At 40.4% G+C, this 3,038-nt stretch carries 3 protein-coding genes; all 3 read left to right on the top strand.

All coding sequences use genetic code 11. The features are described from left to right. Nucleotides 1–360: 360 nt before the first annotated feature. The 3 genes from VLN09_RS06640 to VLN09_RS06630 all read left to right on the top strand — a co-directional run bounded on the left by VLN09_RS06640 (nt 361) and on the right by VLN09_RS06630 (nt 2,907). Complete coding sequence (locus VLN09_RS06640; RefSeq protein WP_325244863.1) at nt 361–999, top strand: peroxiredoxin; 639 nt, start codon at nt 361–363, stop codon at nt 997–999. A gap of 235 nt (nt 1,000–1,234) precedes the next feature. Next, nucleotides 1,235–1,897 (top strand): glutathione S-transferase family protein, encoded by a 663-nt coding sequence (locus VLN09_RS06635; protein ID WP_325244862.1) that lies wholly within the window; start codon nt 1,235–1,237, stop codon nt 1,895–1,897. A gap of 308 nt (nt 1,898–2,205) precedes the next feature. Further along, complete coding sequence (locus tag VLN09_RS06630) at nt 2,206–2,907, top strand: IS1 family transposase (RefSeq protein WP_325244860.1); 702 nt, start codon at nt 2,206–2,208, stop codon at nt 2,905–2,907. Nucleotides 2,908–3,038: the final 131 nt, after the last annotated feature.

Raw genomic sequence — 3,038 nt, 5'->3', positions numbered from 1 at the left:
ATAAATTACTGGCAGCGGGATACTTGCAAGAGCAAGAAGGGGAGTTGTTATTAACAGATGCTGGACGTGCTGCAGGTGGTACCAGTAAGCGTGGTAAATTTGGTGAGTTTTGTCTGTGGGATTCAGGACTGGTGATTTAGTTATTCTACTAACGATAAACTTGTCCACTTAGTAATAAACGGAATAAGTGCATTACAATCCGTCACAAGATATTCATAACCAGTTTGTTAAGATAAAGTGAGTTGTTTGCTGATATGCTTGGATGGAATTTTAACTGCTGAGCATGTCGTTGATAATAATAGAGCGCGTCAGTAGCATTCGATAGTAGCGCTCACCACAATCATAAATAAGGAATCAAGCATGGCACATTTACGTTTAGGCGATACCGCACCAAACTTTGATGCAACCACTACTGAAGGTGATATCAATTTTCACGAATGGGCGGGCGACAACTGGGTGGTTTTCTTCTCACATCCAGCAGATTTCACCCCAGTATGTACCACTGAGCTTGGTCGTGCTGCTGCGCTAAATGGCGAGTTCCAAAAGCGCGGTGTGAAGCCAATTTGTATCTCTGTTGACGGTATAGATGACCACCATGCGTGGGCAAAAGACATCGGTGAGACTCAAGGTACTGCGCTAAACTTCCCAATCATCGCTGACCCTAATAAAGAAGTCGCTGAGCTATATGACATGATGCACCCAAATGCAGATAGCACCCATACCGTACGTAGCGTCTTTATTATTGATCCAAGCAAAAAGATTCGCTTAACGCTGACCTATCCTGCAAGCTGTGGTCGTAACTTTGACGAAATCATTCGCGTGATTGATGCGCTGCAATTGTCTGATGAATACAACATTGCAACACCAGTAGATTGGAAAGAGGGCGACGACGTTATCATTCCACCAAGCGTTAAAAACGAAGATATCGCTGCCAAATATCCAAAAGGTCATACAGAAATCAAGCCGTATTTGCGTACCACGCCAGCACCTAACAAATAAAGTAAGCGTATCTGGTATTTGTAAATGATTGAAATTTATAAGCCCTATAACTTAATGTTATGGGGTTTTTTACTTTTATTATAAAAACCATCGTTAAGGTTTTGCTATGATAAGCAGAGTAAGCTATAACTGTTGTCTAGCGCATTGATAATCTTATCCATACGCTATCTGCAATAATCATAATAAAGCTTATTAGCGCTGAGTCGCTTTGATCTCATCTTACAAGGAGTTTGCTATGAAAAAATTATATGTCACACGTACGGCGCCAAATCCACGTAAAGCCCTTATATTACTAGCCTCAAAAGGTATTAATGTCGATGATATGGATGACCTAGATGTGGTCGATATTGATTTTTCTGCCAATCAACAGATGTCCGATGAGTTTACCAAGATGAATCCAATGCAGACAGTGCCGGTATTGAAACTGGATGATGGAACCATACTCAATGATTCGCAGGCAGTATGTGAGTACCTAGACCGTGTTTATGGTGAGCGTTCGGTGATGGGTAATGATGTGATACAACGTGCACAAGTGTGTTCTATGCGCCGCATTGCTGAGTTTGAAGTGCTGTATAATTTTATGTTGGCGTTTCAACATAGCCATCCATCTAAGGCTCAGCGTGTTGAACAAGTGCCAGAGTTTGTGGCGCCGTCTATCGCTCGCGCTGTTAAAGCATTACCTTATTTTGAAAATGCTTTAACAGGTCATGATTACTTAGTGGGTGATCAATTAAGTTTTGCTGATATCGTTTTGTATTTGGGTTTAGATTTTGGCAAAGTCCTTCAAGTCAATCCTAATGAGCAGGGCGATAATCTTGCGCGCTTTTATCAGATGATGAATGAGCGTTTTAGCATCAAAAATATGGCAAAAGCCAAACCCGTCCATATAGATGATTAGAGCAATAATATTTCCAATTAGAAAACGATGGTAAATTGCTAGCCTGACATAATTAGGGAACTCCCAAATTATGTCAGGCTGTTTTTGATGGTGTTTATATCAACCATATAAAAGATGTATATGTAGTATTTACTATGAATCTATAAAATTAAACACTTCGTTACAACCATATGAGCTATGAGCGCTATAGTGGTCGAATTATTAAGCTGTTTTAAGAGTTGCTATAAACGTTTTGGTGGTGTATCAAAAAGTATGCTGAGGAAATAAAAGGAGGGTGACAGCCAAAACAAGATGCTATATTTGAGGTTATGAAGACACAAATAGATATCAGCTGCCCCGACTGTCACAGTATTAGTCTAAAGAAAAACGGTATAAAAATCTATGGCAAGCAGAACTACCAATGCAAAGACTGTAAACGTCAATTCATTGGAGACCATGCCTTAACCTACCAAGGCTGTCATTCGAAAATAGAAGACCGAATACGACTGATGACCGCTCGAGGCTGTGGCATCAGAGACATAGCCGTTATGATCTCAGTTAGTATTGGTAAAGTGCTCAGCACCATAGGCTCATCGGTTTATGAGATTGCGCCTAAGAAGCAGTACTATGAACGCTTAGAGGTTGATGAGTTTTGGACTTACGTGTACCGCAAGAAACGTAAAGTCTGGCTCATCTATGCTTATGACCGTGCTACTAATGAGATTGTCGCTTATGTCTGGGGCAAGCGTGACTTAAAAACGGCTAAGAAGTTAAGAGCACGTCTTAAGCAGCTTAAAGTCAGCTATGGCTCTATTAGCATGGATAACTGGGACAGCTTTATAACGGCCTTTAAAGATGATCACAAACAGGTTGGCAAACAGCATACCATAGGTATAGAGGGTAATAACTGTCGCCTTAGACACCGATTAAGACGAGCCGTCAGAAAGACTTGTTGCTTCTCAAAAAAGCTCGACAATCATTTTAAAGTGTTTGATTTGATGTTCTTTTACATCAATTATGGCTACGTCTGATGCCAGCATACTTTTTGAAACACCACCAGAACAAGAAGAGCTTTACGATGATAATGAAGAGTTAATTACTCAACGTGCTTATGATTCTAAAACGTTCTTGATCATTGGATCATTGAAGAGCTTAGAAGAAA

This window comes from Psychrobacter sp. (genome assembly GCF_035469765.1).
GTDB lineage: Bacteria > Pseudomonadota > Gammaproteobacteria > Pseudomonadales > Moraxellaceae > Psychrobacter.
This window is presented reverse-complemented; position numbering and strand designations above follow the sequence as displayed.